Below are 25,815 nucleotides of genomic sequence, written 5' to 3'. Positions count from 1 at the left end.
CAGTCGTAGTAGGTGTTGTGGATCCTGTGCACAAACCCTAATCGATGCATGTCGCACCGCAGGTTCGGGTGTTGATGATCCGGTGGACAAGCTGTGAATAACAGATCTCGACTGTGGATAACTTCGGCGGGTCGCGAGTTGTACACATCTTCTCCACTGCTGTTTACCCAGTTTAGGCGCAGTTTTCCCCAGGGGGCGGGGCGCTGTTTTGTGACGCAGCTAACTTTTCATCCTCTGCGGCGCACCCGGAGCCCGCCGAAACCGCTACCCCTTGAATTACAACTTTGAAATTACATCTGTGGAAAACCCTGTGGAATTGTGGATAACTCAGTTGAATCCTGGTCTAGTAAAGGTCAGAGCCTCGTGAGTTATCCCCAGGCTCGCTGTGGATAACTCGGTGAATCTGGGGAAAACTGTGGGAAACTCGCGCCCTGCTCTGCCGCCGGGGGTGCTGCTACCGGGCGACGAAGCTAATCCCGGGCATGGGACTTGATCTTTTGTGTTAGTTCCTGCACCTGATCGAAGACCTTCTTGTTCTCCGACAGGGATTCCCGCACGCGCCGCTCCGCGTACATCACCGTGGTGTGGTCGCGGCCGCCAAATGCGCTTCCCAGCTTCGGCAGGGATAGATCCGTCAGCTCGCGGCACAGATACATGGCGATCTGCCGGGCCTGCACAAACTTCTTGGCCCTACCCTTCCCCACCAGCTCGTCCGTGGTCAGGTTGAAGTAGTTCGCCACTACCTCGATGACGTGCTGCGGTACGATTTCCACGTCTTGATCCGCCGGCGAAATATCGCGCAGCGCAATCTCGGCGGTCTCCACCGTCAAAGGTTCGTGGCTCAGCGCGCAGTAGGCCGTCACGCGGATCAAAGCACCGTCGAGCTCGCGGATGGACTTTTCGTAGCGGCTGGCGATCAGCACCTTCACGTCCTCCGGCAACTGCACGTTGTCGGATTCGGCCTTCTTCGTCAGAATCGCAATGCGCGTCTCCAGATCCGGAGTCTGCACGTCCGTAATCAGGCCGCCTTCGAAGCGCGTCCGCAGGCGATCCTCCAGGGTGGTCAGCTGCCGGGGAGGTCGGTCGGAGCTCAAGACGATCTGCTTATTCGCCTGGTGCAGTGCGTTGAACGTGTGGAAGAACTCCTCCTGCGTGGACTCTTTGTTCTGCAGGAACTGAATATCATCCACGATCAGCATGTCCAGGTTGCGGTAGCGCCGCTTGAAGGACTCACGGGTGTCGTTAGCAATCGAGTTAATGAAGTCGTTCGTCAGCTCCTCCGAGCTCACATACTTCACCCGCATATTCGGCTGCAGTTCTTTGGCGTAGTGCCCGATGGCGTGCAGCAGGTGTGTTTTGCCCAGGCCCGATTCGCCCCAGATAAACAGGGGGTTATAAGCCTTGGCCGGTGCCTCGGCCACGGCGCGGCAAGCCGCGGCGGCGAAGTTATTCGAGGAGCCGACCACGAAGTTTTCGAACGTGTAGTTCTTGTTCAGCAGCGATTCGCCGTCGAGCCCGTCGTTGAAACTCGAGGACGGCTGCGGCGAAGAGGTATGGGGCGAAGAGGTGTGCGAGGAAGGAGTATGCCGCGGGGCTGGACGGTGCGCGGTCTCCTTGTTCGTCCAGCGCGTAGGCGTCGGAGACGGGTTCGGGTCGATATGGTTCTCCGACGCAGCGTATTGCCCGGCGAGTTCGTCGGCGTCATGCTCCCGACGCCGCGCCGCTTCCTCAGCAGTTTCGGCCGCGGCGCTATCCCCAGCCTGCGCCGCGCCGTCCCTCTGCTCGGCCTTGTTGACCAGCTCCTCTACCTGCGACATCGAAAGGTCGTCTGCGGTTGCCACCGACCCTTTTTGTGACGCCCCTTCGTGGGCATCGCCGGCAGCATCAGCATCGGTGTGGCTGTCGTTGGCTGCCTCGGCGCGATCCTCGGTTTCCCCGTTAGTGCTGGTGATGGCGAGGCTAACGGAGAGATCCAGCCGCGTCTTGAGGACGTGCTTGATGGGATCGATCAGGTCTTTCTCGATCGATTCCTTGGTCCACTTGTTCGGGGTCTCCAGCACCACAATGCGGCCCATGAGCCCCACCGGCCTGACCTTGCGCAGCAGGGAGCGCTGCTTGGGGGAGATCGCCGGCAGGTCCGGATCGGGATTAGCCGACGAGCTATCGGCAAGCCAATCGTGCATGATGGCATCCCACATGTCTGGGAAGTGTTCCTCGATGGAGAAATTCGAGTGGCTCATGGGGCTCCAGGGTTGGTCGGGGGTGGCCGAAAGGTTAACGGGGGTTAAACCACGGGTGGTTTAGCTAGTCGGGCTGTTCTGTAGTTGTTCACGGCCCAGTGCACAGTGCGAAACACCGATTGTCCTGCGTTTCCACACAGTTATACACACCTGTGGATAACTTCTCTGCACATGTTATCCCCAAGGTACAGCGCTCTTGTGGATAACTCTAATTAAAGTGTGAAAATGCCCGTGACCTGCATGTATAAGGTGTAAAGTAAAGGTTTAATGTTTGGGGGTGGAGGAGTTTTCCACAAGGCCAATCGATATTTGACGAAGTCCGTTTCCGTCCTTAAGGGTTTTTGTTCACACCCAGACTTCGGCGGCAGAAATGGGTGATTGCGGTGCGGTTTTATGCCCATTGAGGTGGCACTTCTCGCGCTAGTTACCGTAGTGACTTTCTAAAATTTGGATAACTTCCGTCACAGCACGTATCCTTGACTCGTCTATGGCAACCCACGTACGACAGCAGGTCACCACGCTGTCTATCGGGTGCCTCCGGTACCGGCTCTTAGGTCCTCCGGGACTTTGCCGGTGCAATTGTCCACTTAAATTTGTGGGCGCGCCGCTGGCTTAAGCGTTGATCCCAGCTCATGAAGGGGCTGGGTGTCTGTTGTGGCTGCACGTGGCTCGTCCGCTGATAGCGAAAGTTAAGGAGTGAAGTACCGTGGCCAAGGGCAAGCGTACTTTCCAGCCCAACAACCGTCGTCGTGCACGTGTGCACGGTTTCCGTACCCGTATGCGTACCCGCGCCGGCCGTGCCATCGTTTCCGCACGCCGCAACAAGGGCCGCAAGTCCCTGACTGCCTAAATTAGGCACAGACGTTCGCTCCACCCCAATACTCTTGGGGTGGATTGTCGTAGGGGCGTCAATAAGTAAGAAAGAGCCACCACAGTGCTAGCTCCCCAGCACCGGCTTCGGTCGACTGCCTTGTTTGGGCAGACGATACGGAAGGGTCGGAAGAAGGGTAGCCGCACTGTGGTGGTTCACGTTTTAGCGGGTGGCGGCGGGGCCGAAGAGCTTCCGCTGCCGTTGCAAGAGGGGGCGACTGCCGGGCCACGCATGGGGCTAGTGGTTTCGAAGGCGGTCGGCAACGCCGTGACCAGGCATAATACCTCGCGGAAGCTTCGTCATGCCTTCCGTGCTGTGTTGGACGAAGGGCTGCAGGAAGGCAGCCTGGAGTTCCCCGTCGGCACCACGGTAGTGATCCGTGCGTTGCCTAAGAGCGCCACTGCGAGCTTTGAGGAGTTGGTCGGCGATGTGCGCAGCTGCATCCGGCGAGCCCTCGCCCGCTAGTGGCCACTCTCCCACGTCCGAGCCCTCGCCCAATGGTGATGCGAGTACCAGTAGTGATGGTCGTAATGGTCGGCCGGGTGTCGGGGCCCGAATGGCTCGCCGATTGATCCTTGGTTACCAAAGTTATGTGTCACCCCTTAAAATGGGGCCAACATGCCGTTTTGATCCTACGTGCAGCAACTACGCCTTAACCGCTATAGGCCGCCACGGCCTGATTAAGGGGTCGCTTCTCGCGTTGGGTCGTTTGGCCCGCTGTGGGCCTTGGCATCCGGGAGGTTGGGATCCTGTCCCGCCTCGTCGTCCCCTGTGCTCGTGGGGCGGGCGGCGCCGCTAGCTGTGTTCCTTTTTTGGACGCCAACTATCGGCGGCGCCGGCCCTACGGGCCTTAATAGATCAATTTCAGGAGAAACCTCGAGTCGCCATGGATTTTGTTTATTATCCAGTGTCCGGCGTTTTGTGGTTCTGGCATAAGCTGTTCAGCTACGTCCTGAGCCCAGATTCGGGCATCACTTGGGCGCTGGCAATCATGTTCCTCGTGTTCACCATTCGTATCCTCTTGGTGAAGCCGATGGCTAATCAGCTGCGTTCCAGCCGCAAGATGCAAGAAATGCAGCCAAAGATGCAGGAGCTGCAGCGAAAGTACAAGAACGATCGTCAGACGCTGGCGATTGAGATGCGCAAGCTGCAGAAGGAAATGGGCGTAAACCCGTTGGCTTCCTGCCTGCCGATGCTTGTGCAGATGCCGATCTTCCTTGGCCTGTTCCACGTGCTTCGTTCCTTCAACCGCACGGGCACCGGTGTGGGTCAGCTGGGAATGACGGTCGAGGAGACTCGTAATACGCCGAACTACTTCTTCGGTGTGGACGAGGTTCAGTCCTTCCTGGACGCTCGTATCTTCGGTACTCCCCTGTCCGGTTTTATCTCCATGGACCCGGCCAACTACCGCGCGTTCTCCGCGGATGGTCACGTGGACTTCACCCGAACCAACATCATCCTGGTCGTTGTCCCGCTGATGCTGCTGGCTTCCGTGCTGATGCACTTCTCGGCCCGCATGTCTATGGATCGTGCTGCAAAGCGCCGTGCGGAGAACCCGATTAAGGCTAACGACCCTAAGGCCATGCAGTCTCAGATGCAGATGGACATGATGCAAAAGCTGATGCTGTGGGTCATGCCGGTTCTGTACCTAATGGGTGGCTTCGCTTGGCAGGTTGGTCTTGCCCTGTACATGGCTACCAACATGACGTGGTCCTACCTGCAGCAGTACTTCCTCTACAAGAAGATGGATGCTGAGGAGGAGGCGGAGAAAGAAGCTATCGCGGCTTCCAAGCGCACCTCTGCTCCGAAAGTCGGCGCCCGCCCGGATAACCCCAAGAAGAAGGGTAAGAAGCGGAAGTAGCCCTAAACCGCGTTGAACCGTCACCGTTATGGTGGCGGTTCTTTTGTTTTCTCTAGTTTCTCTGCACAATCCGTTCGCGGCTTGAAGACTCGGGTGCTGCTTTGAGGTCAACGGACTATAGAATGGGCGGAGTAATAGAAGCCGAATGTTTCACGTGAAACATCGTGTGGAACAACCCGGATTGTTTCACGTGAAACATTGCCCCTACCTCCCACCGTTGAAGGAGTGTCTAGATGGCAAATCGAGACGACGTGAACATTCAAAGCCCGGAACTAGGTGAACCTCCAGCGGCCGCCCAGGAGGTTTTCGGCGATCGTCTTCCCCTTGCCCGGGAGTATGCGGAGTTCTTGGCAACAGCCGGCATTGAAAGAGGACTGTTAGGCCCACGCGAGGTTCCACGTATCTGGGAGCGGCACGTACTTAACTCCGCTGTCCTTGGGGAAGTTATTGATGAGGGATGCCGTGTTGTCGATATTGGCTCCGGTGCCGGTCTACCAGGTATCCCGTTGGCGATCGCGCGTCCGGATCTAAAGGTTCAGCTCCTGGAGCCACTGCTACGACGCTATAACTTCCTGTCCGAGATCAACGACCGACTCGATCTGGGGTGCGAGGCCGTCCGCGGTCGTGCCGAAGAGCCAGATGTAGTTAGAGCTTTGGGCGGTGCAGACGTTGCTACGTCTCGAGCTGTGGCACCGCTCGGTAAACTCACCCGTTGGTCACTGCCTCTGGTGCGCGTTGGTGGAGCGATGAAGGCCCTTAAGGGTGGTTCGGTCGCAGAGGAACTCGAGCGAGACGCCAAAGAGATTGCTAAAGCGGGTGGCGGGGATGGAACCATCCAGCTAGTAGGCGAGTCTAAGGTGGCGGAACCTACACACGTGATCACTATTCCGCGCATCAAGTAGGGCTCTCATTGTGGCCTCTGTGAGGCTGATCTATCCTTTACATACACCTCGATGTTTCACGTGAAACATCATCTTTCGACTTCAGGATTGGACATAGATGTCGACCTTCGACATGGATGAAACACCCATCGGGCGAGCTGCCCAACAGGCTGCGCGCTTGAAGAACCCGAATCGGAACAAACTTCCGAGGCCGGAGAAGTGCAGGAAGATCACCATTGCCAACCAAAAGGGTGGCGTGGGCAAGACGACCTCTACTGTTAACCTGGCGTGGTCCCTCTCCCTTTTGGGCATGAAGGTGCTCGTTATCGACCTGGATCCTCAAGGCAACGCATCGACGGCACTTGATGCGGTGCATCATGTCGGCACGCCTTCGTCTTATGAGGTACTGCTGAATGAGATGTCTGTCGATGAAGTGATGCAGGGCAACGACGAGAACGAGAACATCTTCTGCGTCCCAGCAACCATCGATCTGGCGGGAGCCGAGATCAATCTGGTTAACGAAGTTCGACGTGAGTATCGACTTTCCTCCGCGCTCAGCGACGGATGGATCGAAGAGCACGGTTTCGATTACGTGTTCATTGACTGCCCCCCTTCCCTCGGGCTCCTCACGATCAACGCAATGACGGCCGTGGATGAGGTACTGATCCCAATTCAGTGCGAGTACTACGCCCTGGAAGGCGTAAGCCAGTTGATCGATAACATCGCAATGATTCGCGAGAACCTGAACCCGAACCTGCACATTTCGGGCGTACTTTTAACGATGTATGATGGTCGCACACGGCTTTCGCAGAACGTTAGCGACGATGTTCGAACTCACTTCGGATCCGTGGTTCTGGATAACCATATTCCGCGTAATGTGAAGGTATCCGAGGCTCCGAGTTACAACATGACAGTGCTGCAGTACGACGGCGGCGCCCCTGGGGCGCTTGCCTATTATGACGCAGCTAAGGAATTCGCTCAGCGCGGCGATTACCTCCCGACAACGGAAACCGCGCCGATTGGAATTGCTCCCGAACTTCATGATCAGGGTGAGTAATAGTGGGGAAACGCAATAAAAAGGATTCCAAACTGTCGAAGAAAGATCTAAAGTCCGCCGAAAATAGCGTTTCGAAGGATTCGCGTAAAGTTTCAAAGCCGCACAATGTGGCCAATTCACCTCAGAGTCAGGAGAGTCCGTTGCCGAAGAAAACGCCGGCGGGCGCGAAGATGCCCGAAAATGCTGGTAGAAGCTTAGCGTCGGAAGCGGGGCGAGCTCTGAGTGCAACCAAGTCCAGTGGTGGCTCTCGAAAGCCGCAGATGCCCTCTCCTAACGCTGTAGGCAATGCTCGACGGGGCGGACTTGGTCGAGGTCTTGCATCGCTCATCCCGACCGGACCTGCTCGCCCCTCTCTTGGGGATGGTGCAGCCGACATTGTATTGGGTAGCGGGAAGAGCATCGGTAGCGGTGGAAAGAAGGCCGATGCTGGTTCATCGTCCGGTAACGGTGGCAAGGGTGATCGCGCGGTAGAAGATTCTGCCAGATCTCAGAAGAGCCCTGTGAACCCTCAAGCGGATCAAAGTGACTCTGACAAGCCGAATTTTGATCGACCTGATGAGAATCTGGGGGGTACCTCGAGTATGGACGCGAAACGTCACAGTGACGCTTCGCGTACGGTTATCCGAGAGGCTTCCGGTACGGAATGCGACGCCATCGAGAACCGTTCCGCTACCCCGAGCGACGTGAATGTTTCACGTGAAACATCGCAAGATGATTTCGGGGCAACCTACCAAGAGCTCCCCCTCGGTGCCATTCGTACAAATGCAAAGCAGCCGCGCGAGGTATTCGACGAGGAGGCCCTTCAGGAGCTCGTCCACTCCATTAAGGAGTTCGGGCTTATGCAGCCGATCGTCGTGCGCAGGGCCCCAGACGAGGATTCCACGTATGAGCTCATTATGGGTGAGCGACGCCTGCGCGCAGCAAAGCGAGCGGGTTTCGAAGTAATTCCCGCCATCGTCCGCGAGACCGCAGACGACGAGATGCTGCGCGACGCGCTGCTAGAGAACATTCACCGCGTCCAGTTGAATCCGCTGGAAGAAGCCGCGGCGTATCAGCAGCTTATGGAGGAGTTCGGCGTAACCCAGGAACAGCTGGCTAAGAAGATCGGTCGATCTCGTCCTCTGATCACTAACATGATCCGCCTTCTCCAGTTGCCTGTATCCGTGCAGCGGCGAGTCGGCGCCGGAGTCCTTAGTGCGGGTCACGCTCGCGCTCTCCTGGGCTTAAAGAGCGGCGCTGAGGAACAGGAGAAGCTTGCCACCCGTGTTGTAAGCGAGGGATTGAGCGTGCGCGCCACGGAGGAAGCGGTGACCCTCCTGAACCGTGGCGATAAGGCAGCCAGTGCTACGAAGGCTACTGGACGCAGCCCCCAACAGCTGCCCGAAGATGTCTCCAACTGGGTGGATAATGCCTCCGATGCATTGGAGACCAAGGTCAGTGTCCAAATGGGGAAGAAAAAGGGCAAGATCGTTGTTGAATTTGGAGGCCCTGAGGACTTCGACAGGATCATTGAGCTGTTGAAGTTTAAGAAGCACTAAAACGCTTAGCTAAACCCAGACAAAGCAAACCGGCATGTAGCTAACTCAGACTAAGAGAACCACCGGAAGGCCAACCCAGACAAACTGAACCAGCGGAAGTTAACCTTAAGAAAAGGAGCAAATTTCTATGTCCTTGACCGTTACCGAAGCCATTTCAACCCGCCGGGCAACGCGCCAGTACACCGACCAGGCGATTCCAACGGAAGTTTTGGATCGGGTAGTTGAGAATGCTCTTGAAGCCCCTAGCGCGTTCAACGCGCAGATGCGTGACCTGGTAGTAGTCCAGGATCAGGCCGTTAAGCAGGCGATTTTTGATGCTTCGGGACAGCAGCAGTTCCTGGATGCTCCGGTCGTCTTCGTTGTGGTCGGCCGCTCCGAGGTGGTGCCTGACGACGCTGAAGAGGTTCTGGGAGCAGAGCTTACGGAGAAGGTTCGTGGCTTCAATGGCTCCGCGTCCCCGGAGAAGCTGCGCGAAATTGGTATCAGGGATGCCATGCTCGTTGCTGGATTTTTGCTTCTTGCAGCCCAGGAACAGGGTCTTGCCACCTCCCCCACTACCGGTTGGAACGAAGAGGGCGTCAAGAAGGCAATTGGCCTCGAGGGGCGCGATGATCGTTCGATCGCACTCGTAGTGGCAGCCGGCTACCCCAATGAGGAGCCCACTCACCCGGGTCGTGCGGTGAACCGCCGAGTGGATAACCACTATTAAACGCAGAATCCTCCACTCTGAACCCCGATGTTTCACGTGAAACATCGGGGTTTTGTGTAGCAAGAAACTAGCGATTTCGCCACGGGAACGATTGGTGCCCTATAGGATCTTCGTAGAAACCAACCGCACGCAGCTGATTGTGCATTCCAGACTCGCTACTTTCAGGGACTCTTGGATGTCTTCAATGAACAGAAAGGAGCGCTGTGGAAGTACACATTAAAGCCATCACTCCTCAGTGTTCCGAAGATCTCGAGCCCAGTGCTGCGGCATCGACATTCTGGGCGCTCCCTCCGGGCTACGAGAATCAGAGTAGTTCGTCCAAAGACCCGGTATTTGATAAGCAGGTATGGCTGCAGAACGTCCTCCTGGAATGGGGAATCTGCGGATACACGGCATTCGTCGGCACCGGAGATGCAGGCACCCGACCGGTCCCTGCTGCGACGGTTTTCTTTGCCCCCGCGCGCTATATGCAAGGCATTGCGAACCTGCCAACTGCACCGATTTCCCCTGATGCAATCCTTCTGAGCACGGTGCACGTGGCTGTGCCGTACATGGGTCTATACCTAGAGCATCAACTCATCGATACCGTGCTTACCGAGGCGCACCGTCGCGGGGTGAAGGCCGTGGAGGCTTTCGCTCGAGTTGAGGACTTTGACGAGGAACTTGCTAGGCAGCTTAGTGAGGCTTCGTGGCCGACGGCGCAGGAAGATCCGGAGGAGCCTAAGTGGTCACCAGAGGAACAAAATCGCAGGTACAGTGCCCTTGAATCCCTGAATTATGTGCCCGAATCCTATCGGGGTTGGAAGACGGCCGCGGAAACCCACGGGATAGACGAGGACATTCTGGATAGTGCCCCGATGCTCTCCGAGGACATCCTTGAGGCGGAGGGTTTCAAGGTGGTCAAGCATCACCGACACTTCCCGCGATATCGCTTTGAGATCAGCGGGTCGCATAGCCTTTTTGGGGACTTCGCTGAGGAGGATCACGCACAGGTCAACGGACCGGAGAAGCTCTCCACGGTTATCGGTGGCAACCGGACGCCAAAAGCATCTGGGGTGCTCGGAAGCCTTGAAACTCCGGAAACGTTCGGGACTACTGGACAGCGCGAGACGAGCAACCGGGTCTCCGCGCCTAGTCCGGTGCAGAATCTACTTGTTCGGAAGCTCTTCCTGTAGCAGCTCCACAAAGCTAAAGGTGCCAGTAGCGTGGACATCCTTATCCAGCAGGTATAGGCGCTTAACGGCCACAACGATGGCCTCGGCGATGGTATCGCGCATCGCAGGATCAGTGAGGATCTCAACATCCTTAGGGCTGGTCAGGTAACCGGGCACGACCTGCACCGTCGGCATGCTGGTTAGGCGCAGAATGTCCCACGTCTGACCGTGGTTAAAGCAGTTCTGAAGCGGAGTGCGGGCCACAATCTCGCGCTGAATAAAGCCAGAGAGCTTCTCGCCCACCATCGATGAGTAGCCCGTCAGCGAGCCGAAGTAGAACGTAGCCGCGCCGTTGGCCTTCTCATTCGGATAAATATCGGCACGTAGGCTAATCATGACGTCTGCGCCGAAAGCATTCGCGATATTGGCACGATCCTGGTTAGTGGGATTGGCAGACCGGGGGCGCGAAAGAATCGTCTCCATCCCCGCTGCGATCATACGGCCTTCTACCCTGCCGGCGAGATCCCAGAGGATCTCCTCCTCCGAAATCTGTCCGAAGGGGCCGTCAACGATGTATCCCTTGTCCGAGCCACCTAGGCCCGGGTCGATCACCACACGCTTGCCGGTCAGCTGCGGTCCGGCAGAGCGAATCTGCTCCTTCTCACGGATGGACTGAGGCGAGCCGCCGGTGATCCTCCGCCCCAGGTAAGACAGTGCGCGCAGGGTGTCTGGGCCGACAACCCCGTCGTTATTCAGCCCGTAGTTCAGCTGGTAGTTCACCACGGCGGAGTGGGTACGCGGACCGAAGTGGCCATCCACACGGCTGGTGTAAAAGCCTAGGTCGTGCAGCTGAGTCTGCAGCTGCGCCACGTCGTCGCCGACGAACTGGTTGCCCTGCAGCGAGAGCACACGCGCCCCCAGGGTGTAGGAGGCCTCACGTAGCGCACGCAATGTGCCGGGAGTGATGGTGCCGTCGGCAATGATGCCACGCTGCTGCTGAAACGCCTTCAGCGCCTCCGCCAGGGCCTCGTCGAAAACTTCTTCCTCGCTGGTCCAGCGCTGCGACTTACTGCCGGTCGTGTCGCCTTCATACCCTTCCAGCAGACCGAGGCGCGCCAAGGTGCCGCGGACCTCAGCGACGCGCGGGCTGCGGTCGCCGACCTGGAGAAGCAAACGATCCACTGGGTTCAACACTCCAATTCTTCAAACTTTCGCGGCACTAAAGCCACTGTATCCACTGTGAGACAAATCACATTTAAGATCTTTCGCCGACAGTGGCGAGTCATAGATGCAATTCTAGGGACAAATCCGCCGATCTGCTTTACTTGCAGGTCAGGCGTGTTTTATCAGCTGTTTTCTAAAGCTGCGCTTCAATCGCAGATCGCAGCGTGTCCCGATCCTGAGCGCCGGTGAATTCCGCGACCTTCTCCCCGTCCTTGAAAATCATTAGGGCGGGGATGGACATGACCTGGAACATAGCGCCCAGCATGCGCTCCTCATCGACGTTCACCTTGGCAATCTTCGCCTTGCCATCGAACTCCGCCGCTAGTTCGTCGAGAATGGGCGTCATAGCTAGGCAAGGGCGGCACCATTCGGCCCAGAAGTCGACTAGAACAGGCTGGGTAGCCTCGACGACCTCGGACTTGAAGCTGGACTGGGTGACGTTCACGATGTCGGACATAGTGGCGACAAACCTCCTGGTTGGGAGCGCTTTTCTTTAGGTTGGAGGTTACCCTTCAACGTGTAAATATCCTATGTCCGACCGGCCATAGTTACCTAACGGTGACCGAACTTGTCCGATCCGTTACAGGGCCGGTGGTCCGTTACAAGGCCGGCGCCCCGCCACAGGCCGCCGTCCCGCTACAGCCCAGTGTGCTTCTACAGGGTGGCGAGGTAAGCCTCGGCGTCCAGGGCGGCGCGGCAGCCGGAGCCGGCTGCGGTGATGGCCTGCTGGTAGTGGGAATCCACGAGGTCGCCGGCTGCGAATACGCCCGGCAGGCTAGTGCGGGTGGAGGGCTCCTCGACCTTCACGTACCCGTTCTCCTGCAGCTCCACCTGGCCCTCGAAGACCGTAGTGCGCGGATCGTGGCCGATGGCTACGAACATGGCATCCATCGCAACGTCCTTCTGCTCGCCGGTCTGGGTATCCTCCACAACCAGCGTCTCCACGGACTTGTCGCCCTTGACCTCCACGACCTTCGCGTTGGTCAGGAACTTGATCTTCGGGTTGTTACGGGCGCGCTCCTCCATGATCTTGGAGGCGCGGAACTCGTCACGGCGGTGAATGATGGTGACGTTCTCGCCGAACTTCGTCAGGAAGTCGGCCTCCTCCATGGCGGAATCGCCACCGCCCACCACGGCGATCTGCTTGTCCTTGAAGAAGAAGCCATCGCACGTCGCACAGGCGGATACGCCGCGGCCCAGCATCTCCTGCTCGCCGGGAACGTGCAGGTAGCGCGGGGCAGCACCGGTAGCCAGGATCACCGTACGGGCCTGGTACTCCTCGCCATAGGCCCACACCTTCTTGATCTCGCCGGTCAGGTCGACCTTCTCCACGTCCTCTTGGCGCAGGTCAGCGCCGAAACGCTCGGCCTGGGCGCGCATCTCTTCCATCAGGTCGGGCCCCATGATGCCCTTCTGGAATCCGGGGAAGTTCTCCACCTCGGTGGTCTGCATCAGCAGGCCGCCGTACTCCACGCCCTCGAAAACCACCGGGTTCAGCTCAGCGCGCGCTGCGTACACGGCGGCAGTATAGCCGGCCGGGCCGGAACCGATGATGATGACGTCGTGAACCTTGCCTGCCTCCGCGTTCGCAGCGCCGTCTGCACTGCTGGCGCTGGCACTATCCGCGTCCGCGGCCTTCGAATCATTGCTGAGAATACCGCTGGCCTGCAGGAATGGCTGGTTCATATCTATCCTTTGAGGTCGAAGATGTTGTTCACCCCAGTCTAACCGGCCACGGCCATTCCGTATTCCCCTGCCCCGCCGAGGTGCTCGCACATCATCCGCTTCGCTCGGTTCTTCCGCGATTTCACGGTGCCCACGGGAATCCCCAGTTGCTCCGCGGTTGTGGCCTCGCTCAACCCCCGAATTTCCGTCAGCACCATCACGTCTCGCATCTCGGGTGAGAGCTGCCGTAGGCTGCGGTGCACATCCAGCCGGGCGACGGTGGCTTCCTCCCGCATCCCCCGCGCGGGAAGCGTCCGCGTGCGCTCGTTGAAATCCTCGCGCCCCGGCTGTGCTTCGCGGCTGTAGCGCTGCATGTACGACAGTGCCGCGTTGCGCATGATCGTGGCCATCCAGGTGCTCACGCTGGCGGAACGCTCCCCGTTGAAGCGCGCGGCGAAGCGGTGCACGCGCAACAGTCCCTCCTGGTAAACGTCCATCTGGTGCGCCTCGGGCACGTTGACTCGCCGCACCGCCCACCACAGCGTGCGCTGGTGGCGGTCGATCAGCTCGCGGAACGCGCCGGGTTGCCCCTCGTTGTGGCCGCGCAGCAGCTCGTGGTCGCTTTGTTGCGCTGGCCGTGTGTTGCTCTTTGTTCTTTGTGACGCCCCCAGCATCATCTTCCCCCTAGTGTGTCTTCGGGAGCCGTGCCGCCCCCGTGCCCAACACTTTATTCTTCGGCGGGCAGATTGTGGGTTTGAAGTTCCTGGCCTGTGGATAACTGGGAACGGCGCCTGCCTCATTGTGAACTTCACAGTTGAGGCAGGCGCCGTGATGCGCTATGGGAGCGCGGGCGTTCTGAGCGTCTGTCCGACCAGCTATCCGACGGGTTGTACGGGGCGTGCGGGGCGGGAGCCCTCTTCCGTGTTGGCTTCGTCAGCGTCCGGGTCGTCGGCATCTTCGTCACTGGTCTGCTCTAGCCAGTTTCCGACGGCGGTAACCTCCGCCAGCGTGGCGGATCGCGGCAGCGGCAGGCCGGTGATCCAGATCAGCAGGCGGTTGCCCTTGGCGGCGCTGACCTTATCGGTATCGTATTTGCCCTTCTCACTACCCTTCTGGCTTCCCGCGGCGTCCTCGTTCTCGCCGTCGCTGTTGCCTTCACCCGGCGCGGCGGAGGAACCCTCGCGGCCGGCACCCCAGCCGGAGTCGCCAGTTGTATCTGCGTGGTCCGCACCCATGCCGGCCAGATCCACGGTCACGTCATCGGCGTCCGCATGCACGGTCTTCAGCAGCGTCGTCTGGTCCAGGGAGGCCAGCTTGCCGTTGGTGTCAGCCTGCGCCAAGCGCAGCTCCAGGGTGGTTCCCCGGGTCAGGCCGCGCAGCTGAACCTGCGACAGGGCGGTGCCCTCTGGCAGCGTCATCAAGAGACCAATTCCGGGCTTCGTGGTGCCAGGCTCGCCGCCCAGCTGCACGGATGCAGGGTTGGACTGCCAGAACGTCTCCGGGTCGCCATCGGTGATCAGGCGCGCCAGATCCGGGCGGTCCAGCGGCCAGTTCACGTCGGCGGGCAGCCACTCGAGGGGACGGCTCAGAGGAACCTCCGCCGGGTCCACCCCACGGACTGCCTGCGCACCCTGGCGCAACGAGTCGGTGGACAGCGGCGAATCCTTCCGGTCGCCGCCGACCACACTGACCACCGCCGCAACCAGCGCGGCGATAACCAACACGGAGGCGAACGCGATGGCGGCAGCGGCTGCCATGCCTACCGGGCGGTTGCCGCGGGCACCGAAGCCGGACTGTGCACTCGGGTCCGGAGTTGAATCCTCCTTGATGGCCAGCCCGCCAGCCTGTAGCTCTCGCAGATCCTTCGCTACCTTGCGCAGGTCCTCCGGACCCACCTTCTCGCCGTCGAGCTCGTAGATCTTCTTGTAGGTGCGGGTGAGGTTCTCCGGCACTTCCTCGTAGGGAACGTGCTCCAGCAGCAGGCGCAGCGCCACGGCCACGCCGTGTGCATCCTGCGCCGTGTCATCGTTCGGCAGCACACCCGGGAAGGCCAGCACGGCCGCGCCATCGGTGCCGATGCGCACGCGGTCGCGGTGATCCAAGCCCAGCGAGGTGCCGCTGTCCTCGGCCTGCGCGGCAGCGTCGGCCAGGGAGGACACGGCGAAGGCAGCCGCCAGTGGCTCCGGTTGGCTCTCCGCCACGGTGGTCAGCGGGGAACCCTGCACCCAGCGGGACACGATGACCACCAGGTTGCCGTAGTCGATCACGCGGTTGACCTGCGCCATACCCGGCACGTCGAATTGCTTTAGCTTCGCAGAGAGGCGCAGCATCTCGTCCTTCGCACGCGCCACCTCCACGCCGTTGACGGGCACAGATACTCCAGGATCGACCTGCGAGCGGGCATAAGCCACCGGATCCATGATGGTCAGAGCCACGATGTCGCCAGTAGCCAGCTCGCGGCCTTGCCAGAAGCGGGCGGCAGACCAACCGCCGTGGTCGGCAAGCAGGCGGTAGCGGCCCTCCAGCAGTGGAGCGCCCGGAACCAGGCGCGGACCGCGCACCCGGCCCGCCGCCAGTGGCGGCAGCGCCACGCCGGCCATCATGTGGTCCAGAGCAATGGCCTCCCGGGCGGCCAGCTCCTGGGCCGACAGGCGACGGGGCTGGTCCTCTTCGATGGGTTGCTCGTCGCTGGGAAGTGGGCGTCGAGAAGGAAGAACCCGCGACATACCCGGGATGCGCGACAGGGCGCCCACCAGGGTTTGGATCTCCGGCAGCGGGGCACGCACCAGGATCAGCCCGGTAACGCCCAGGAACAGCACGCCGGCGATGAGCAGGCGGATGATGAACCAGGGGTTGGCGAGCGTCGGGAATGCGAAGTGCGTCAGCAGCACGTCCACCCGCCAGGCGACGAGCGCGCCGATCAGCGAGGAACCCAGCGCCCACAGCACGGTCTTCGTCACCTTGCGGAACTGCAGGTCCCCCAGCGAGCGCCGCAGCAGGCGGTCGCCGATGATCGCGCCGGCCATAAAGCCCAGGCCATTGGCGGCACCCAGCAGCACCACGACCAGGCGCGGCTCGGTGGCGATCTGCGGGGCGATGTAGGCGAAGGTCAGCTTCGTCGCGGTAATGCCCGCGATGATGAAGGTGGGGGTCCAGACCTCCTCGCGGGCGTAGAACACGCGCAGGTGCAGCAGCACCAGGGCGTAGGGGATCAGGGTGAACGCGGAGAAGCTGATGGTCCAGCCCAGCACGTTCGCGTCCTCCAGGGAGAACTCCTTGTAGGCGAACAGCGCGGCGGAGATCAGGGTGCCGAAGCAGGTGAAGAACACGATGATCGGCACCATCGCCAGCATCGTCAGCTTCGAGGCGACGGTCAGGTCGCGCACTACGGCCTTGTCGTCGCCCTCCGCGGCGTTGCGGGATAGGCGGGGCATGACGGCCGTCAGCAACGTCACGCCGATCACGCCATAGGGCATCTGCAGCAGCTGCCACGCCTGCATGTAGATCGTTGGCGCGACCTCCCACGTGTCGGAGGCGATGCGGTTGTTCAGCAGCCAGCCGACCTGGGAGATCGCCACGTACACCACGATGGCGATGGCCATGCCGCCGAAGGACTTCAGGCGCTCGTCGATGCCCCACAGCGGGCGCAGGTTAATGCCGGCCTTGCGCAGGAAGGGCACCATGATCAGCGCCTGCATCACCACGCCCGCGGTGGTGCCCAGGCCCAGCAGCAGCACGTGCGGGTCGGTAATGGTCACGTTGTCTGTGGGCTGCAGCTTCGTATCCCGCGGCAGGAACATGTACAGCCCCAGCACGGCGAGTGTGACCACGTTGTTGGCCACGGGCGCCCACGCGCCGGGTTTGAACACTCCCTTGGTGTTCAGAATCGCCATGAACACGGCAAACATGGCGTAGAACATGATCTGCGGCAGCACCAGGTAGGCGAATGCCGTGGACATGCCGATGTTCACGTGGCCTTCGGAATCCAGGCTCATGCGCACCAGCAGCGGCGCGCACGCCACGGAGACCAGAGTGATCACCAGGGTCAGCGAGAACGTGAGCGTCAAGAGTCTTCGTATGAACGCCTCGCCGCGGTCCGCGTCCTCCTTCTCGGCGCGTACCAGCACGGGCACCACCAGGGAGGTCAGCACGGCACCGAGGACCAGCTCGGTCACCAGGTTCGGCAGCGTGTTGGCCGTGTTGAACGCACTGGCCACCGCTCCACCCAGCGCGGAGGCGATAAACACCGTGCGCAGGAAGCCCGTGATGCGGCTGATTAGGGTGGCGATGGCCATGGAGCCGCCGGCGCGGACGATCTGCTCGTCGCTCTGCTTTTGGCTCTGGCCGTCTGTGTTGTCGCCGCTGCCACTGTTGCCAGTGCTGCCACTGCCGCCAGTGTTCGCGCCGTTGCCGGTCGTTTCGTCGGCTGCGGTCGCGGTGGCGCTCGCACTGGCTGCGGTCGCGGTGCCCGCGGTTGCGGTCGTGGCTGCCGCGCCCTGAGCCACGGTCGTGCCGTCGCCGTTGTGGGCACTGTTGCTTTGGCCGCTCTGGCCACCGTTGCTCTGGCTCTGGCCGCTCTGGGAGGTCGGGGCTACCTCTGTAGGGCTTTGTGACGCCCCGTCTCCACCCGTCGGCGCTCCAGCCTTCGCGCGGTCTTTCTTCGGCGCTAGCGCCGGCGGCTGGGTCGCACGGAAACGTCCGCGCTGTCCGGCCGAGGGCCTAGCCGGTTGGTCATCCCTCTCTTGCTCAGAAGTCACTACTCCATCTTTATGCAACAACCGTGCATTCCCTAACGGAGCTCTGGGCGTGTCTAGTTTTGATCGCCTTCCTGCGGTCGCGGGGCAGGCCGAAGAGCAGTGGCCGTTTTGCGCTTAGAAGCGCGCCCACTCCGGCGGTCCCACAGCATCTTGCCGGCCGCGCCGATGCCCAGCAGCAGCCCGGCAATGATGGCCACCCCACGGGAGGACAGCCCCGGCACGGACTGCACGCGCAGCTCCACCGGATCCGAAATGCGGGTTCCGTCCTCCAGATCCCCCTTGCCGTCCTGGCTGTTGGTCGCCAGCCACAAAGATAGGTTGACCTGCTCGGACGTGTCCGCGATGTCGGTGGTTAGCGACCAGGTGATGGAGCCCTTCGCCGGGATCGTCGGCGAGGCCGTGGAATCCACGTGGACGGTGACATCCGTGTCGGCGTCAGAAGAATAACCAACCTTGGCCGTCACCGGCAGGGGCAGTCCATTGCGCGCAACCACCAGCAACGGCGAGGAATCCGACGTGCGGGTAAAGACGTTGCCCGGTGGCAGCAGGCTGATGGAGCGGCGCAGCTGGGAGGTGACCTGCCCCACGCGAGCGAGGTTGGTGCCGAGTTGCTCACGCAGGACGTCCACGTGGCCGCGCTCGCGCTTGCGGTAGGTGGAAAGGCCGCGCAGAAGGTCGGAGAACAGGGGGCTGGTGAAGCCCTCGCGGGTCAGCGCAATGGCGGAGTCATTCTGCATGAACAGGGTAAGTTCCCGCAGCTTGCGGGCGGTATCCGCCACCGTTCCGAGGTAAGGTGCGGAATACGCGCCGGGGTCGGTGTAGGGCACCGTGGTGCTGCCCGAGCCCACATCCGCCAGGTCGATGCCGCGGGGCTGCACGGCCTCCGGCAGCGGGGCGGGCGTGGCCGAGTGATTGTCCAGGTGCTGGCTGATGGTTTGCAGGAAGCTGCTGGCCTGGGTCTTGTTCACGGACCACGCGGCGGGCGGTACGGCGAGGGTCGGGCGACCGGAGTCGAGCTCCAGGTTCAGTACCGCCTGCGCGTCGGCCAGGCGGGCGACGGCGCTATCCTCGGTGAGGTTAAAGCGCAGGTCAGGGTTCGAATATGCGGCAATCTCCGGGTGCTGGCCGGTGGCCTTGAGCACCGTGCCGAGGTCCGCGGAGTACGTCAGCGCGGTGGCGGTGGTCTGCGCTGCTCCGTTGGCCGGTGCGTCGCCCTGCGCGCCGACCTCCTCGCCGGCGTTGCCGGTCCGCGTTGCACCTGGGAGGTTCACCAGGCGCTGGTTCCATGCCTCGTCGGTGGGGTTGGGCTCGGCGGAGTCTGAGCCGTCCCCGTCGGCCCCGTCGGCGCCGATGCCGTCTGGGTCTGCCGCCGGGTCCGGCGCAGCCGCCGGCTGCTCGATGTTGACCGTATTCTCCGCCACCAGAGCGGTGACGTGCCCGGTCTGCGGTATTGCCGGCTTACCCTGCACGGTCTGCTCAAACCGGCGCGATTGGTCGGCCTCGACCGGCTCCACACCCTCCGGAGTCTTGCTGATCCCTGCCGCCAGAACCTGCTGTGCCTCCGGGGCGACGTAGCCGGCGTCCGGGATCACCACGTTCTGCGTCGGCACTACGCCCAGGATCCGCTGAATCACCCCGGCGCCCGTGCCCAGCGCGCGCACGCGCAGCCAGTCGGAATCCACCTGCGAAAGCCCATTGATGTCCGCCCCGGCGTACGGCAACGCCACCGAGCAGTTGCTCTGCACGACTTCCCGCAGGTCAGCGATCCATTTCTTTGCATCCGCATTGCCGGGCATGTGCTGGGCTTCCACTTCTTCGCCACCCAGGATCTGGTCCCAGGAGTCGCGTAGCCGCTGCGGTTCCTCCACCGGGTCGGGAGTGCGCTCGCCCACGAAATATCCCTCAGCCAGGCGGTTTACCGTATCCAGCAGCTCCGGGTCGATGGCGATGCAGGTCGCCTGCTTCAGCTTGCTCGACTTCGCCTCGCGGTACGCATCCAGCAGCCCCCGCAGCCTGCCGCCCTCACCGACCTCGGCCGCCAGCACGTCCTTCGTCACAAACGCGGGCCGCCGCTTCGGAGCATCGCCCGTCTGCCCCGCCGCCATGTACGTAGGCCCCGCCAGCGGATACACGACCGTCACTGGGGTGCTGGGTTGGTCTTCCTTTCTTGTGGACGCCCCCACGCTCAGTGTGGTTCGCGCCACCGCCAGGTACTGCGTACCTCCCTGCTCCGGGCTCTCCGGGTTCGTGTCCTGGCCGCTCAGGCTAAACAACAGGGGATAAGCGCCGGGTTCCTCAAAAGCATGAGGCGGAAGGTTCAGCGGTTGGGGCGAGGGGGCGTCACGAGAAGAATCGATGGAAGCACCGGCCGCAGGAACGGTGACCGTGACCTCGCGCGTCTCGCCGGGGCTGAGCGTGCCGTCGAGCTGCAGAGGCTGGCTGCTGAGGGAGTATTCGCCCTGGTTGGCAAGCTGCGCGACGCGCACCTCCGCGGCAGTGGCGGCCGAGCGATAGAACAAGGTGAGCGAAAGATTGTTCAGCGCGTGGGAGCGGTCGTTGCGGATGCGGAGGGTATAAGTCTGGCCTGCGGCGGCGTGGACGCTTGAGCTGGTGCCAATGCCGATGATCTCCAGGTCCACGTCCTGCTGCGGATCCGTCGCGCGGGCCAGCGGGTTGGCCCAGGTGGAATCTTCGCGAACCGCGGGGTCGGTGGGATCCGGGGCCTGCCCTTGGGCTGAGTCTTGAGTGGTGGAGGCCGAGGGGGCGTCATTAATAGGGTCAGCAACCGCCGGGGCCACAGGCAGGGCAAACAGGCCACAGAGCGCGACAGAAACACCAAACGCCGTGCAGGCGTGGGGGAATCTAGACATTGCGCTCACCTTTGTGCACGATTACACGCTTACGTAAGTAATTAGTAGTTGTTAGTCGCTATTAGTTCTAACAGCATCGGCTGGCAATCCGTTAGCGCTCCTTAGCGTGGCGTGGCACGGCCAGCTTCGGCCTCGGCGCGGGCGAGGTCGGCGAGGTTATCGAAGGCTTGGCGGGCAAGGCGCCGCTCGTCGGCATAGGCCAGGTGCTCGATCAGGCGGTTGACGGGCAGCCAGCGGACTTCGGTGACCTCCGGGTCCTCGTCGTTCAGGTCCCCATCGACATAGCGAAGCAGGTGGTGGTGGACGGTTTTATGGATGCGGATGCCCTCGGAGACGAACCAGTAGTCGATGGTGCCGAGGTCGGCGATGACCTCCCCGGCCACGCCCGTTTCCTCCCACACCTCGCGTTCTGCGGTGGCGTGCTGGGATTCATCCGGTTCGATGTGCCCCTTCGGCATGGACCACAGCAGTCTTCCGCGGCGATCCAGGCGGCCGATGAGGGCCACATAGATTGCGGAGAAGTCGACCTCGCCATTAGGCTGCACGGCTTCCGCCAGGCCGGAGAGGACCAGGCCGCCCGCGGAGGTCTCCACGGAGGTCGGCAGGCTGGAGTGCTCGTCGAAAGAACGCGGGCGCGAGTTGTTGCGGTTGCGCTGGCGGTTGCGATTGTTGGAGTTGGCGCCCTTCCGGCGGTGGGACTGGTTCCGGTTGCTCTTGCGTTTGCCCTGGTTGGAGCTGTTCTGGGAGTTCTGGCCGCTTTGGTTGCGCTGGCTGTTGCCCTGCTGGCCGGAACGGCCGCCTTGCTGCTGGGCGTTTTGGCCGCTCTGGCCGTTGCCAGAGCGGTGCCTTCTTCTTGAACGGCGGCGCCGGCGGCGGGGCGTGCCGTTTCCGGTGCTGTCGTTTCCACTCATTCTGATAACGATAGCCGGTTATCTGTGCAATGTGGAACTGAATGGAAGCGAGTGGAGGCGAAATTGTAACTGAATTTGTAACTAGTTGCGGGTGGTGCGCGGGCTGGGCACGTGGGATGGGCTGCGGGCGGTGCGTGGGCGGTGTGCGGGTATTGGTGGTGCGCGTGTGCAGGCTTCTGGGGGTTCCGGCAGGGCCGTAAGCCGGTGAATGTCGTTAGAACGGGAATACGTTATTGAAAGCGAGCGTCGATTATGCAAAGTGCCTGGTCAGGGGATTGCGGATTTTCTGGGCGTCAGCTTTTGCTCGGCGTATTCCCGTTCTAACGACATTTGCCGCCCATCTAGGGAGATTTTGAGGGGGGACTTGGCGCCTGTGCGCGGGGTTGGGGAGGATCTGAGGGGGACTTGGCGCCTGTGCGGGAGGTTTGGGAGGTTATGAGGGGGCCGCTGGCCCGTCCGAGGGGGCTAGTAGAATCTGGCAACGTGACGAAACCCGCCCACTCCCCCGCAAACTCGGATCCTGCGCCGGAAAAGCCGCGCACCATTGAAGGCATGCTGCAGGAGGCCTTTACCTCCCTGCGCGCGCTTGACCGCGACCTTTTGCCACTCACCCAGGCTTTCCACGATGCTGGCCACAGCCTCTACCTCGTCGGCGGGTCGGTGCGGGATGCCCTGTTGGGGCGCCTCTCCCACGACCTGGACTTCACCACCGACGCCCGGCCGCAGGCCATCGTCGACATTGTCACGCCCCTGGCGGAGACAGTGTGGGACACGGGCATTGAATACGGCACCGTATCGGCGCTGGTCAAGGGCCAGATCCTGGAGATCACTACCTTTCGCGCCGACCAATACGACGGCCAGTCCCGCAACCCCGAAGTCTCCTTCGGTGACAGCCTCGACGGAGACCTCATCCGCCGTGACTTCCGCGCCAATGCCATCGCACTGGAGCTCTCCCCCGACGGAAATCACCAGCTCCGCGACCCCCTGAACGGTCTCGAAGACCTCCAGGCCGGAGTGCTAGACACCCCGGACAGCCCGGAGATCAGCTTCAACGACGACCCGCTGCGCATGCTCCGCGCGTGCCGATTCGTCTCACAGCTGGAGTTCGGTGTCACAAAGAGAGTCAAGGAAGCAATGACGGCGATGAGCGAGCAGATCAGCCGCATCACCGTCGAGCGCGTGGCCGTCGAACTGAACAAGCTGATGCTTGGCGCGGCGCCGTGGGTGGGCCTGGACCTGATGGTCGAGACCGGGCTGGCCGACCACGTGCTGCCGGAACTGCCAGCTTTGAAGCTCACGCAGGACGAGCACCGCCAGCACAAGGACGTGTACTGGCACTCGCTGAAGGTGCTGCGCAACGCCGTGAACCTAGAGGCAGAGCGCGGGCTGGAGCCCTCGCTGGAACTGCGCATGGCCGCGCTGCTGCATGACATCGGAAAGCCCGATACCAGGGCTTTTACCGAATCTGGCGCGGTGACCTTCCACCAGCACGAAGTCGTCGGAGCGCGCATCACTCGCCGCCGCCTGCGCAAACTGAAGTACTCCAAGCAGCACGTCCAAGACATCGGCCAGCTGGTGTTTTTGCACATGCGCTTCCACGGCTACGCCGATACGCAGGGCAAGGGGCAGAACCAGGATGCTCGCCGCGGTGCGGGGGAAAAGGACAACAACGAATCCACCTGGACCGACTCCGCCGTGCGCCGTTATGTCAACGACGCCGGCGAGCTGCTGCCACTGCTGCACCTGCTGGTGCGCGCCGATTGCACCACCCGCAACCAGCGAAAAGCCCAGAGGCTGCAGCGCACCTACGATAATTTGGAAAGGCGAATCGAGCAGCTGCAGGAGCAGGAGGACCTCGCCGCCGTCCGCCCCGACCTGGACGGCAACGAGATCATGCAGATCCTGGACCTCAAGCCCGGCCCCGATGTGGGCAAGGCCTGGGCGTACTTGAAGGAGCTGCGGCTGGATCGCGGGCCGATGGAGCGTGAGGACGCCATCGCCGCGCTGAAACAATGGTGGGGCGAACAGAAAGGTGGGTCGCAAAAGTGAGCGCTGACCAGCAGCCGAATGGCACAGAGAACCAGTTCAACGTGCGGCCCGGTGACGTGATCTTCCAGGCACCCGCCGTGGTTGTGGATCCGGAAGGCTACCTGGACACCGCCGACATCGAGCCCGCACACCTGGAGGCGTTCGTGGATGCCTTCGGCACTTCCCCCGGTGTGCTCGCCGTGCCGGGGCTGCCCGGCGCGGACGCGCTACTCGTGCTGGAAGTTCAGGACGACCCGGATGCCGGCGGCGCCACCATCGTGGCCGTCCGCTTGGGCCTCATGAGCAGTGAAGCCGTTGCCAATCACCTGCCCTCTCTAGCGGAGAAGCTCACCAAGCCGAAGGTCTTCTTTATCGGCGGCGACAACGAACCCGTCGTGCTTGCCGTCGGCCTGTTGGACGCTGACCGTTTGGAGCTGGACGCTGCGGGCGCCTCTGCGGCGAGCAGCAATGGTGAAGCGGCGAGCGGCAGCCCTGAAGCCCCCGCCCCCGGCAGCCCTGAAGCCAACGCGGCCCCCGCCGCCCGCTTCGGCGCGCGCGGGCAGTTCATGCTGATCAGCACCGCCGAAGAGGCACCCAGCGTGGACGAGCAGGTAGCGCAGGTCGTCGGCCATGTGGACCCCTCCATGCTGCGCGGCCTGCGGCTCTTCCACAGCTATGTCCTCCTCGACGCCGCCGACGTGCGCGGCTGGCTGGATTCCGGGATCGCCGGCCTCCAGGCCGCAACCGCAGAGGATGTGTTCACGGACCGACCGGCGGAGACGTGGCGTCAGATTATGAAGAACAGCCCCTTCCCCAAAAACCTGTTCGCAACCTGGGCGAGCCACCCGGAGCGCAACTAGATGGCCGCGAGCAGCACCCACCGCGACAGGAACGCTGACTGGCGCGCCGGGATCGCCGACGCCTGGCCCGTGGCCTTGGGCATGGTGCCGCTGGGCCTGGCCTTTGGCCTGCTGATCACCCAGGTCGGCTTCGCCTGGTGGTGGGCGCCGATCTTCTCCTTCGTCATCTACGCGGGCTCCATGGAGTTCCTGGCGGTGTCGCTGGTCACGGGTGGCGTGGGTCCGCTGAGCGCGGCGCTGTACGGGTTCCTGGTGAACTTCCGCCACGCCTTCTACGCCCTGAACTACCCCATCGCCCAGGTGCGCGGCTGGCTGGCCAGGGCTTATGGCATCTATGCGCTGACAGATGAGACGTATGCGATCCTCGCCGCCCGGCGCGACGCGAAGTGGTCGACTGCCCGCGTGATGGCGGTGCAGATTCTGCTGCAGATCGGCTGGGTCGGCGGTGGTGTGCTCGGCGCGCTGTTCGGCAGCGCCCTGCCCTTCGAGATCCAGGGCATGGAGTTTGCGCTGATCGCCCTGTTCACGGTGCTGGCGATCGAGGCTTTCGTGAGCTTCAAAGACCTCTCCCTGCCGATCGTGGCGGCGCTATGCGGGCTGGTCGGCCTGCTGATCTCGCCGGACAACATGCTGATGATCGGCATGAGCCTGTACTTTGTGAGCCTCATCGTGCGCTTCCTGTGCCCGCCGCTGGACCGCGCGCTGCGGCTGAAGGTCGGCGCGGATAACGCCGCCTCCCGGGAGGTGGAGTAGATGCCCACCACTGTCGCGCTTGCTGCGCCCGCCGTACACCTACAGGCCGCCGCGGGTCTCCCCGAGGGCGTGGAACTTGGCCCCACCCTCGCGATTCTCGGCTCGATATTCATGGTTACGCTCGCCCTGCGCGGCCTGCCTTTCGCCGCGCTGCGCTTCTTCCGCGAATCCGACCTGGTCGCCTGGCTGGGCCTGGCCATGCCCGTTGGCGTGATGACCCTCCTGGTCGTCTACACCGTCTCCGGCCAGGCCGACGCGCCGGGTGGCTTCGCGGCGGTCGCCATCGCCCTGACCTTCACCGTCGCCCTGCACCTCTGGCGCCGCTCGGCCACGTTGTCGATCTTGCTGGGCACGGTGCTGTATCTGGTGCTGGTGAACCTTATTTTTTGACGCCCCCTCCCCCGCCGCACCTAGCCCCAGCACCGTAGAATAGCGC

Annotated in this window: 21 protein-coding genes; 13 read left to right on the top strand and 8 right to left on the bottom strand. The window is 62.0% G+C overall.

Annotated elements, in window-relative coordinates:
- Window positions 1–470: 470 nt before the first annotated feature.
- Window positions 471–2,240, bottom strand: coding sequence for a chromosomal replication initiator protein DnaA (dnaA, locus tag L8V00_RS08290; RefSeq protein WP_070488560.1), 1,770 nt, complete (start codon window positions 2,238–2,240; stop codon window positions 471–473).
- Between the two features lie 706 nt (window positions 2,241–2,946).
- On the opposite strand from dnaA, the gene rpmH reads away from it, so the two are divergent.
- From rpmH to L8V00_RS08245, 9 genes are all read left to right on the top strand, one after another.
- The gene (gene rpmH, locus L8V00_RS08285; RefSeq protein ID WP_005292556.1) at window positions 2,947–3,090 is read left to right on the top strand and encodes a 50S ribosomal protein L34; all 144 of its coding nucleotides are present in this window, start codon (window positions 2,947–2,949) and stop codon (window positions 3,088–3,090) included.
- An 84-nt stretch (window positions 3,091–3,174) separates the two neighbouring features.
- Complete coding sequence (gene rnpA, locus L8V00_RS08280) at window positions 3,175–3,576, top strand: ribonuclease P protein component (protein ID WP_070488562.1); 402 nt, start codon at window positions 3,175–3,177, stop codon at window positions 3,574–3,576.
- Between the two features lie 91 nt (window positions 3,577–3,667).
- The gene (yidD, locus tag L8V00_RS08275) at window positions 3,668–3,910 is read left to right on the top strand and encodes a membrane protein insertion efficiency factor YidD (RefSeq protein ID WP_080722668.1); all 243 of its coding nucleotides are present in this window, start codon (window positions 3,668–3,670) and stop codon (window positions 3,908–3,910) included.
- Window positions 3,911–3,997: 87 nt separating this feature from the next.
- A complete protein-coding gene (gene yidC / locus L8V00_RS08270) occupies window positions 3,998–4,972 on the top strand; it encodes a membrane protein insertase YidC (protein WP_070488564.1) in 975 nt (324 codons plus the stop codon).
- A 233-nt stretch (window positions 4,973–5,205) separates the two neighbouring features.
- Window positions 5,206–5,874 carry a 16S rRNA (guanine(527)-N(7))-methyltransferase RsmG gene (rsmG, locus tag L8V00_RS08265; RefSeq protein WP_269944732.1) on the top strand — a complete coding sequence of 223 codons (669 nt, stop codon included), beginning with the start codon at window positions 5,206–5,208 and terminating at the stop codon, window positions 5,872–5,874.
- Between the two features lie 97 nt (window positions 5,875–5,971).
- Window positions 5,972–6,910 (top strand): ParA family protein, encoded by a 939-nt coding sequence (locus L8V00_RS08260; protein ID WP_035003272.1) that lies wholly within the window; start codon window positions 5,972–5,974, stop codon window positions 6,908–6,910.
- Window positions 6,911–7,170: 260 nt separating this feature from the next.
- A complete protein-coding gene (locus L8V00_RS08255) occupies window positions 7,171–8,448 on the top strand; it encodes a ParB/RepB/Spo0J family partition protein (RefSeq protein ID WP_035003270.1) in 1,278 nt (425 codons plus the stop codon).
- Window positions 8,449–8,575: 127 nt separating this feature from the next.
- A complete protein-coding gene (locus tag L8V00_RS08250; RefSeq protein WP_049050551.1) occupies window positions 8,576–9,157 on the top strand; it encodes a nitroreductase family protein in 582 nt (193 codons plus the stop codon).
- Window positions 9,158–9,360: 203 nt separating this feature from the next.
- On the top strand, window positions 9,361–10,332 hold the full coding sequence (locus L8V00_RS08245; RefSeq protein ID WP_269944731.1) for a hypothetical protein: 972 nt from the start codon (window positions 9,361–9,363) through the stop codon (window positions 10,330–10,332).
- Here L8V00_RS08245 and L8V00_RS08240 read toward each other — a convergent pair.
- From L8V00_RS08240 to L8V00_RS08210, 7 genes are all read right to left on the bottom strand, one after another.
- Complete coding sequence (locus L8V00_RS08240) at window positions 10,306–11,493, bottom strand: N-acetylmuramoyl-L-alanine amidase (RefSeq protein ID WP_035003397.1); 1,188 nt, start codon at window positions 11,491–11,493, stop codon at window positions 10,306–10,308. The two genes, L8V00_RS08245 and L8V00_RS08240, sit on opposite strands and share 27 nt — an antisense overlap.
- Window positions 11,494–11,668: 175 nt before the next feature.
- Complete coding sequence (gene trxA / locus L8V00_RS08235) at window positions 11,669–11,992, bottom strand: thioredoxin (RefSeq protein WP_035003263.1); 324 nt, start codon at window positions 11,990–11,992, stop codon at window positions 11,669–11,671.
- 197 nt (window positions 11,993–12,189) lie between these two features.
- A complete protein-coding gene (trxB, locus tag L8V00_RS08230; protein ID WP_269944730.1) occupies window positions 12,190–13,221 on the bottom strand; it encodes a thioredoxin-disulfide reductase in 1,032 nt (343 codons plus the stop codon).
- Window positions 13,222–13,259: 38 nt separating this feature from the next.
- On the bottom strand, window positions 13,260–13,877 hold the full coding sequence (locus L8V00_RS08225; RefSeq protein WP_035003258.1) for an RNA polymerase sigma factor: 618 nt from the start codon (window positions 13,875–13,877) through the stop codon (window positions 13,260–13,262).
- A 198-nt stretch (window positions 13,878–14,075) separates the two neighbouring features.
- On the bottom strand, window positions 14,076–17,957 hold the full coding sequence (locus L8V00_RS08220) for a murein biosynthesis integral membrane protein MurJ (protein WP_269944729.1): 3,882 nt from the start codon (window positions 17,955–17,957) through the stop codon (window positions 14,076–14,078).
- Window positions 17,958–18,010: 53 nt separating this feature from the next.
- Entirely contained in the window at window positions 18,011–20,827 is a 2,817-nt protein-coding gene (locus L8V00_RS08215; RefSeq protein ID WP_269944728.1) for a hypothetical protein, read from the bottom strand.
- A 101-nt stretch (window positions 20,828–20,928) separates the two neighbouring features.
- Window positions 20,929–21,738: an NUDIX hydrolase gene (locus L8V00_RS08210; protein WP_274707168.1), complete on the bottom strand. Its 810-nt coding sequence runs from the start codon at window positions 21,736–21,738 to the stop codon at window positions 20,929–20,931.
- Window positions 21,739–22,173: 435 nt separating this feature from the next.
- On the opposite strand from L8V00_RS08210, the gene L8V00_RS08205 reads away from it, so the two are divergent.
- Genes L8V00_RS08205 through L8V00_RS08190 form a run of 4 tightly spaced genes read left to right on the top strand, consistent with a single transcriptional unit; the run spans window position 22,174 to window position 25,769 of the window.
- Entirely contained in the window at window positions 22,174–23,787 is a 1,614-nt protein-coding gene (locus L8V00_RS08205; protein ID WP_420840057.1) for a CCA tRNA nucleotidyltransferase, read from the top strand.
- Entirely contained in the window at window positions 23,784–24,626 is an 843-nt protein-coding gene (locus L8V00_RS08200) for a hypothetical protein (RefSeq protein ID WP_269944727.1), read from the top strand. Before L8V00_RS08205 ends, L8V00_RS08200 begins: the two co-directional genes overlap by 4 nt.
- The gene (locus L8V00_RS08195; RefSeq protein WP_035003245.1) at window positions 24,627–25,379 is read left to right on the top strand and encodes an AzlC family ABC transporter permease; all 753 of its coding nucleotides are present in this window, start codon (window positions 24,627–24,629) and stop codon (window positions 25,377–25,379) included.
- The gene (locus L8V00_RS08190; protein WP_035003242.1) at window positions 25,380–25,769 is read left to right on the top strand and encodes a branched-chain amino acid transporter permease; all 390 of its coding nucleotides are present in this window, start codon (window positions 25,380–25,382) and stop codon (window positions 25,767–25,769) included.
- The last annotated feature ends 46 nt before the right edge of the window (window positions 25,770–25,815 follow it).

The sequence above is a fragment of the Corynebacterium evansiae genome (genome assembly GCF_027570065.1).
In the GTDB taxonomy this organism is placed as follows: domain Bacteria; phylum Actinomycetota; class Actinomycetes; order Mycobacteriales; family Mycobacteriaceae; genus Corynebacterium; species Corynebacterium evansiae.
Note: the sequence above shows the minus strand (reverse complement) of the source record. Positions and strands in the feature narration are given on the sequence as shown.

Excerpts from the sequence above, each read along its gene's own strand:
- L8V00_RS08250 (WP_049050551.1), top strand. The coding sequence starts at position 8,576 with ATGTCCTTGACCGTTACCGAAGCCATTTCAACCCGCCGGGCAACGCGC.
- L8V00_RS08215 (WP_269944728.1), bottom strand. The coding sequence starts at position 20,827 with ATGTCTAGATTCCCCCACGCCTGCACGGCGTTTGGTGTTTCTGTCGCG.
- yidD (WP_080722668.1), top strand. The coding sequence starts at position 3,668 with ATGGCTCGCCGATTGATCCTTGGTTACCAAAGTTATGTGTCACCCCTT.
- L8V00_RS08260 (WP_035003272.1), top strand. The coding sequence starts at position 5,972 with ATGTCGACCTTCGACATGGATGAAACACCCATCGGGCGAGCTGCCCAA.
- trxB (WP_269944730.1), bottom strand. The coding sequence starts at position 13,221 with ATGAACCAGCCATTCCTGCAGGCCAGCGGTATTCTCAGCAATGATTCG.
- dnaA (WP_070488560.1), bottom strand. The coding sequence starts at position 2,240 with ATGAGCCACTCGAATTTCTCCATCGAGGAACACTTCCCAGACATGTGG.
- rsmG (WP_269944732.1), top strand. The coding sequence starts at position 5,206 with ATGGCAAATCGAGACGACGTGAACATTCAAAGCCCGGAACTAGGTGAA.
- yidC (WP_070488564.1), top strand. The coding sequence starts at position 3,998 with ATGGATTTTGTTTATTATCCAGTGTCCGGCGTTTTGTGGTTCTGGCAT.
- L8V00_RS08210 (WP_274707168.1), bottom strand. The coding sequence starts at position 21,738 with ATGAGTGGAAACGACAGCACCGGAAACGGCACGCCCCGCCGCCGGCGC.
- trxA (WP_035003263.1), bottom strand. The coding sequence starts at position 11,992 with ATGTCCGACATCGTGAACGTCACCCAGTCCAGCTTCAAGTCCGAGGTC.
- L8V00_RS08225 (WP_035003258.1), bottom strand. The coding sequence starts at position 13,877 with ATGATGCTGGGGGCGTCACAAAGAACAAAGAGCAACACACGGCCAGCG.
- L8V00_RS08190 (WP_035003242.1), top strand. The coding sequence starts at position 25,380 with ATGCCCACCACTGTCGCGCTTGCTGCGCCCGCCGTACACCTACAGGCC.
- L8V00_RS08205 (WP_420840057.1), top strand. The coding sequence starts at position 22,174 with ATGAGGGGGCCGCTGGCCCGTCCGAGGGGGCTAGTAGAATCTGGCAAC.
- L8V00_RS08195 (WP_035003245.1), top strand. The coding sequence starts at position 24,627 with ATGGCCGCGAGCAGCACCCACCGCGACAGGAACGCTGACTGGCGCGCC.
- L8V00_RS08255 (WP_035003270.1), top strand. The coding sequence starts at position 7,171 with ATGCCCTCTCCTAACGCTGTAGGCAATGCTCGACGGGGCGGACTTGGT.